Origin of the sequence: Mesorhizobium sp. M4A.F.Ca.ET.020.02.1.1, assembly GCF_004022645.1 — a bacterium.
Lineage (GTDB): Bacteria > Pseudomonadota > Alphaproteobacteria > Rhizobiales > Rhizobiaceae > Mesorhizobium.
Map to the genome: position 1 here is coordinate 1 of NZ_RZOI01000243.1, position 7,694 is coordinate 7,694.

Consider the following 7,694-nt stretch of genomic DNA (forward strand, 5'->3'; position numbering starts at 1 on the left):
GTCAACCACTGGCTGCCTTACCAAAGCCTTGCCTGCCGCATCCGCGCTCGTTCCGCCTTCTACCAGGCGAGCGGCGCCTTCGGCTTCCGCGACCAGCTGCAGGATACGCTGGCCTTGCTGGCGCATGATCCGAAGCTGGCGCGCGACCAGATCCTCAACGCGGCGCGCCGGCAGTTCCCGGAGGGCGACGTGCAGCACTGGTGGCTGCCGCGCACCGACGCCGGCGTGCGCACCATGATCTCGGACGACGTCGTCTGGCTGGCCCATGCAACGGCCCGCTATATCGACGTGACCGGCGACGCGGCGATCCTCAAGGAGCAGCTTCCCTTCATCGACGGCCAGCCGCTCGGCGAGGGCGAGCACGATGCCTTCTTCACGCCGGAGGTCTCCAAGACCACCGCCTCGCTTTACGATCACTGCGCGCGGGCGCTGGATCTCGCCATCAAGCGCAGCAGCCCCGCCGGCCTGCCGCTGATCCTCGGCGGCGACTGGAACGATGGCATGAACCGCGTCGGCGAGGGCGGCAAGGGCGAGAGCGTGTGGCTGGGCTGGTTCCTGCTAAAGACGCTGGGCGACTTTGCCCCGGTGGCCAAGGCGCAAGGCGACGCCAAGCGGGCGCAGGCCTGGAACAAGCATGCCGACGTGCTGAAGCGGGCGCTGGAGGCCACCGCGTGGGACGGGCAGTGGTACCGGCGCGGCAGCTTCGACGACGGCACGCCGCTCGGCTCGCATGACGCCAAGGAATGCAAGATAGACTCCATCGCCCAGTCGTGGAGCGTACTTTCGGGCGAGGGCGATCCGGTGCGTTCGACCACGGCCATGCACCAGGCGACCAAGATGCTGGTCGACGACGAGCTCAAGATCGTCAAGCTGTTCACGCCGCCCTTCTCGAAGACGGAGAAGGATCCCGGCTACATCAAGAGTTACCCGCCCGGCGTGCGCGAGAATGGCGGCCAGTACACCCACGCGGCCACCTGGTTCGTCATCGCGCTCGCCGAAATGGGCCGCACCGACGACGCCTATCGCTGCTTCTCGATGCTGAACCCGGTCAATCACGCCTCGGACGAGGCGGCAGCCGAGCACTACAGGGTCGAGCCCTATGCCGTGGCAGCCGACATCTATGCCGGCGAAGGCAAGGGCGGGCGTGGCGGCTGGACCTGGTACACGGGTTCCGCCGGCTGGCTGTACCGCGCGGCGGTCGAGGGCATTCTCGGCATCGAGCGGCGCGGCAAGCAGATCACATTCCGGCCGAAACTGCCTGGCCACTGGGATGGCTACGCGGCAACGCTCAAGATGCTGGGGGCGGAAGTCAAGGTTCGTGTCATCCGCGACAAAAAGACCAAATCCATCTCGCTCGAAGTCAATGGAACCAAGACAAAATCCTCGTCTTTCGAGCCGAAGGCCGGTGAGATGGCTGAGGTTGTCGTCAAGATACCTGCGTAAAATCAATGACTTGAAGCCGTCTGCGCGCGCCCTTCGGGGCGCGTGTTATGTTGGAGCGTTATTTGCGCATGCTTTTTGCCGGCATCCGGCCGGGCGCATTAGCTTCCGCTACGCAAGCTCTTGGTGATTAAAAATGTGGCAGCTCCTGGCCGCTGCCATGATTTTGCCGCAAGGCTGACATTTCACCTTTTATCTCAAACCGTTAGGTGATCACGGCAGATTTCGCAACGTCGTCATCTTTTGTTCGCAGAATGGGAACGGAAGAGCTAGACGGGCATTGTTTTGCGACCCGTTAACCGGTACGTGTCAAGAAATGGTGCACTGCACAATGAAAGTTTGGCGGAGTAGCTGAAGTGTCACTTCTGCAGATCTACTGGAGAGCTCTGGGTTATCTGGCTGCCGACAAGAAGCGCGTCGCTCTGATTTGCGGCGCCAATGTCGCGCTCGCCGCGATCGCGATCCTCGAGCCGATCCTGTTGGGCCGGGTGATCGGTGCCATCGCTGAAAAAGGCCCGGTGTTTTCGACGCTCGCCGTTTGGGCAGCTCTCGGCGCGTTCAACGTCGTTGCTGTCGTGCTGGTGGCGCGTGGCGCCGACCGCTTCGCCCATGCCCGCCGCTCGGAGGTGCTGTGCCAGTCCTTCGAGCGCGTCATCACCATGCCGCTCGCCTGGCATCATCAGCGCGGCACGTCCAATTCACTACAAACGCTGTTGCGCGCCGTCGAGACCCTGTTCAGCCTGTGGCTCGAATTCATGCGCGTGCATCTCTCGACGGCCATCGCACTGGTGCTTTTGGTGCCGACCGCGCTTGCCATGGACATTCGCATGTCGCTGGTGCTGCTTGGCCTTGGCGTGCTTTATGTCGGCATCGGCCGTATCGTCATGCGTCGCACCAAGTCCGGGCAGACCGCTGTCGAGCGCCATTACCACACCGTGTTTGCCCATGTGACCGATAGCGTCAGCAATGTCGCCGTGCTGCAGAGCTACAACCGCATCGGCCATGAGACCGCGACGCTGAAGCGTTACGTCAAGGACCTGCTCGACGCGCAGAATCCGGTGCTCGACTGGTGGGCGATCGCCAGTGCGTTGAACCGGCTGTCGTCGACCATCTCGATGATGATCGTGCTTTCGATCGGCGCCTACCTCGTCACTCGCGGTGAGCTCCGCGTCGGCGACGTCGTTGCCTTTATCGGCTTTGCAGGGATGCTGATCGCCCGCCTCGATCAGATGTCGGCCTTCTCCACCCAGATCTCAGAGGCGCGGGCCAAGCTCGAGGACTACTATCGTCTCGAAGATTCGGCCGCCGACACTGCCGAGCCGGAAGGTCTGCGCGAGCTGGCCAACGTCACCGGCCACGTCCGCTTCGAGAATGTCGGCTTCGAATTCGCCAATTCGGGGCAGGGCGTCGACGACGTCTCCTTCGAGGTTCAGGCCGGCCAGACGGTAGCCATCGTCGGTCCGACCGGCGCCGGCAAGACGACGCTCATCAACCTGCTGCAGCGCGTCTTCACGCCCTCGAGCGGCCGTATCCTGATCGACGGCATCGACACCCGTTCGGTGACCCGCAAGTCGCTGCGCCACTCGATCGCCACCGTGTTCCAGGATGCCGGTCTGCTCAACCGTTCGATCGAGGACAACATCCGTGTCGGCCGCGCCGAGGCGACCTATGACGAGGTGCACGCCGCCGCCAACGCCGCCGCCGCGCAGGATTTCATCCTGTCGAAGAGCAGCGGCTACGACACCGTCGTCGGCGAGCGTGGCGGCCAGCTTTCGGGCGGCGAGCGCCAGCGCATCGCCATTGCCCGCGCCGTGCTCAAGGACGCACCGATCCTGGTGCTCGACGAGGCGACCAGCGCGCTCGACGTCGAAACCGAGGATCGCGTCAAGGAAGCGATCGATGAGCTGCGCCGCAACCGCACTACCTTCATCATCGCCCACCGGTTGACCACGGTGCGTGACGCCGACCTGGTCGTGTTCATGGACAAGGGCAGGGTGGTCGAGCAGGGTGGCTTCGCCGAGCTGTCGCTGCGCAATGGCCGCTTCGCCAGCCTGCTGCGCGCCGGTGGCCTGCTCAACGACGAGGAGGTCCGCCGCCTCAGCCGTACTGTGAACGAGGCCGCGTAGTCTCAAGGTCTTTCCTTCTCCCCTTGTCTTGTGGGAGAAGGTGGCCGAGCGAAGCTCGTTCGGATGAGGGGTGTTCCAGCTTGGCATAGCCTTGCGGTGAACCGCCTCATGCCTTCCAACACCCTGATCCGTCTCGGCGCTGCGCACCGATCCACCTTCTCCCACAAGGGGAGAAGGGAAGGCTGCGACAACCGCTCGATTGCCGCAAACGCGCCGCCGGTCTATGTAGGGCCGCATGAGCGACACCACTTCACGCCTGAGCGGCTGGGCCGACCTCGCCAACCCGACGCGTTTCGTCGGGCTGGCCGACAGGCTGGTTCCATGGCTGGCCGCGGCTGCCGTGCTCCTGCTTGCCGCCGGTCTCTATATGAGCTTCACCGCGCCGGAGGACTTCCAGCAAGGCATCACCGTGCGCATCATGTACATCCACGTGCCTTTCGCCTGGCTCGCCATGATGTGCTATTCGCTGATGGCGGTTTCGGCGCTCGGCACGCTGGTGTGGCGCCATCCACTGGCCGATGTCGCGCTGAAATCGGCGGCCCCCATCGGCGCCACCTTCACAGCACTTGCGCTGATCACCGGCTCGATCTGGGGCAAGCCGATGTGGGGCACCTGGTGGGTGTGGGACGAGCGGCTGCCATCGGTCTTCGTACTTTTTTTGATGTATCTCGGCATCATCGCGCTGACGCGTGCGCTGGATGACGTCAGCCGCGCCGCCTGGGCCGCCGCCATCATCACCCTGGTCGGCTTCATCAACATCCCGATCATCAAGTTTTCGGTCGACTGGTGGAACACCCTGCACCAGCCGGCCTCGGTATTCCGCATGGGCGGCTCGACCATCGACGCCTCCATGCTGAGGCCGCTGCTGGTGATGGCGCTCGGCTTCACCGTGCTGTTCTTTGCGCTGCACCTGATGGCGATGCGCACGGAGATTTTCCGCCGCCGGGTGATCGCCATGCGCAGGGTTGCCGCCAGGCAGGCGGAGCGGGCTCCCCCTTCTCCCCTTGTGGGAGAAGGTGCCGCCGAAGGCGATGGATGAGGGGTGTTCCAGGTAACGCCAACGCTACACTCCGCTGGAACACCCCTCATCCATCTCGGCGCTGCGCGCCGATCCACCTTCTCCCACAAGGGGAGAAGGAAAGGCCACTCACCCCATCCGCCCCCGCGCCGCCACCGGCAGCGTCTCCAGCACCTTGTCGCCGTCGATAAGATGCACCTGGTCAAACAAATTCGTCACCACGCAGCAGTGATCGGGCACCACGCGAACGCGCTCGCCGATGCGAAGCTTCGCGCCGTCGGAAAGCGTGACATTGCCATGCTCCTCGCTGAGGCTGGTGACCCTCGCGCCCGGCACCCCGAGCAACTCGCCGAAATCGGACAGCCCCAGTGTATCGGAGGACAGCGCCTTGCTGCCTGAATCGAGAATCGCACGGGTCGGCATTGGATGGCTGACCACCGTCGCGAGCACCGTCAGCGCGCAATCGTCGAGGCTGCCGACGCCTTTGGCGACCTGGTAGCGGTCGAGATAGATGTAGGTGCCGGGCCGGTATTCGGTGATGACGCTGTTCTCGCCCGAGCGCCACATGTCCGGCGTGCCGCCGCTGGAGATGCGCTGGCAGTCGAGGCCTGCCGCGGCAAGGGCCTGCTTCGCCCTTGCCAGCCAGCTCTCCGCCTGCGTCTGCTTGCCGGCGGCCGGATAGGTCATCAGTCCGCCGAGGGTGAGGCCCCTGGCGCTGTCGATCGCTTTCGCCAGCACCACCGCTTCATCTGCCGTCTGCACGCCGCAGCGGCCCATGCCGGTATCGCACTCGACCAGTACCTGTAGCGGGTGGCCGGCATCGGCAAAGGTCGCTGCAAGGCCTTCCAGCGTTACCAGGCTGTCCGCGGTTACCGACAGCGTCACGCGGCCGTGCAGCGCCTTCAGCCGTTCGAGCTTGGCGCGCCCGAGGATGTTGTAGGGGAGAAAAATGTCGGTCAGCTCTGCATCGGCCATCACCTCCGCCTCGCCGATCTTCTGGCAGGTGATGCCGACCGCGCCGGCCGCTATCTGCTTCTTCGCCCAATAGGGCAGCTTGTGCGTCTTGATGTGCGGCCTGAGCTTCAGCCCATGGGCGTCGGCATGCGCCTGCGCCTTTCTGATGTTGGCTTCGGCGCGGGCGGCGTCGATCACGATCGCCGGCGTATCGAGGTCGTCTATGCTTAGCATGCGATTGTCACCACCATAAGAACCGGTCGCGTTATGGCCCCGATCCGGCCGAATGTCACGGGCCAGAGCCGTCAGTTTGCGTCGACAGCGGACCGGCATTGAGCTATTCGGATGGGCACATTTCAGCAGGCAGCGGCCGGAAGGAAGAGAACCCATGAAGCGCTCGAGAATCAACGACATCATCCGCGAAGCCGACGCCTTCATCCGCTCCTTCGGCTATATCATGCCGCCCTTTGCTTATTGGTCGCCGGACGAGATGAAGGCGCATAAGGGAGACTCGTCAGCCATCTTCACCTCGCGCCTCGGCTGGGACATCACCGACTACGGCCAGGAGAAGTTCGACGAGCTCGGCCTGTTCCTGTTCACCGTCCGCAACGGCCGCTACGAGGACATGAAGCTCGGCATGGGCATGCTCTATGCCGAGAAGATCATGATCTCGCGCAAGGACCAGCTCTCGCCCATGCACCGCCACAACATCAAGGCCGAGGACATCATCAACCGCGGCGGCGGCAAGCTGGTGCTGGAACTGTTCATGCACGATCGCGACGGCGGGATCGATCCGAAGGCCGAAGTGTCGGTGCCGGTCGACGGCACCATCACTAGACTGCCGGCGGGCGGGCTCTTGAAGCTCGATCCGGGCCAGAGCGTCACGCTGCTGCCGGGCGTCTGGCACGCCTTCTGGGCCGAGGGCAAGGATGTGCTGATCGGCGAGGTTTCCACCGTCAATGACGACCTCACCGACAACGTTTTTCGGGAGCCGATCGGCCGCTTCTCCAATATCGACGAGGACGTCGCGCCGCTGCATCTGCTGGTGTCGGACTATGAGAAGTGGATGGGGTAATAGATCAGCCCGGCGAGCCAGGTTTCGGTTCAAGTGTATCGTGAGCCGGCGCTGCCCCTCATTGCCCTGCCGGGCATTTCTCCCCGTATAGTGACGGGGAGAAAGACGCTGTCGCGGATGGCTTCGCCAATCGCCACGTTGCAGCACAGGCGCCCGCATTTTGATCAGCCCTCTTCTCCCCGTCATTATACGGGGAGAAGGTGCCGGCAGGCGGATGAGGGGCAGCACCAACGTCTCGTGATTATCGAGAATACCGCTCCGGCCTACCGCGCGTACTTATCCGCCTTGCGGTTGCCGAGCAGCAGCTTGCGTTCGAGATGCGCCCTGAGCTCGCCGTAGTAGGCGGTCAGGAACGCCCTGGAATCCGGCGCTTCGATCGTCACGCCGATCTTCTTCCCGATCATTTCGGCTACGGCCTTCATCGCGAAATAGTCGTCGCGGCGCAGCACTTCCTCCAGCTTGTGTAGCTCGGCGATGCCGTAGGCGTCGAGCTGCGCAGCGCTGAACTTGAAACGGGCCGCGACTGGATCCTTGCTCCGCGACAGGTCCTCGACGAGCTTCAGCCTCGGCGCCTCGACCACCCAGGTTCCGGCGAGCAGGTCGCCGATGCGCATCCGGTCGCGGTTGAACAGCGGGAAGAGCGCGAAGAGCAGCGCCCACACCAGTCCGAAGACGGTGGTCAGCGTGTCGGCGACGCCGGCGCCGCCGCGTCCGGCGATGATCGACAACGGCAGGAAGATCTCGATCTCGCGCATCAGGTTGCGCGCGATAACCTGGTCGACCGTGAGACCCGCGCCGCTGCGCGAGGCGACCCTTATGCCGACGATGCGCTTGCCGGGTGTCGCGGCGCGTCGGCCGGCCTCGAAGGCGATGAAATAGGCGTTGCGCAGCAGGAAGATCAGGATGATCCAGACCACGAACAGCGGCTGCAGCCCGCCGAAACCGATGCCGCGTAGCCCGAACAGGGCGACGATGGTGATGACGACCGCGGTGGTGGCGATGATCACCACATCGAGCAGGAAGGCCGAGGCCCGTGTGCCGGCGTCGGCAAGCCTGATCCTGAGATCGACGCCTTCCGGTG

General features: G+C 64.1%; 5 protein-coding genes and 1 pseudogene. 4 read left to right on the plus strand and 2 right to left on the minus strand.

What is annotated here, in order from left to right:
• The 3 genes and pseudogenes from EN742_RS16670 to EN742_RS16680 form a co-directional block, all read left to right on the plus strand.
• Positions 1-1,443, plus strand: a pseudogene (locus tag EN742_RS16670) (protein ndvB); the annotation flags it as partial.
• A gap of 353 nt (positions 1,444-1,796) precedes the next feature.
• A complete protein-coding gene (locus tag EN742_RS16675) occupies positions 1,797-3,566 on the plus strand; it encodes a glucan ABC transporter ATP-binding protein/ permease (RefSeq protein WP_128333044.1) in 1,770 nt (589 codons plus the stop codon).
• A gap of 235 nt (positions 3,567-3,801) precedes the next feature.
• Positions 3,802-4,605 (plus strand): heme ABC transporter permease, encoded by an 804-nt coding sequence (locus EN742_RS16680; RefSeq protein WP_128333045.1) that lies wholly within the window; start codon positions 3,802-3,804, stop codon positions 4,603-4,605.
• A 108-nt stretch (positions 4,606-4,713) separates the two neighbouring features.
• Here EN742_RS16680 and EN742_RS16685 read toward each other — a convergent pair whose 3' ends face one another.
• Positions 4,714-5,772 carry a D-TA family PLP-dependent enzyme gene (locus EN742_RS16685; protein WP_127406722.1) on the minus strand — a complete coding sequence of 353 codons (1,059 nt, stop codon included), beginning with the start codon at positions 5,770-5,772 and terminating at the stop codon, positions 4,714-4,716.
• A 154-nt stretch (positions 5,773-5,926) separates the two neighbouring features.
• Between EN742_RS16685 and EN742_RS16690 the strand changes: the two genes are divergently transcribed.
• Complete coding sequence (locus EN742_RS16690) at positions 5,927-6,613, plus strand: D-lyxose/D-mannose family sugar isomerase (RefSeq protein ID WP_128333046.1); 687 nt, start codon at positions 5,927-5,929, stop codon at positions 6,611-6,613.
• Between the two features lie 263 nt (positions 6,614-6,876).
• Here EN742_RS16690 and EN742_RS16700 read toward each other — a convergent pair.
• A partial coding sequence (locus tag EN742_RS16700; protein WP_148670125.1) for an RDD family protein occupies positions 6,877-7,694 on the minus strand: 818 nt, incomplete at its 5' end.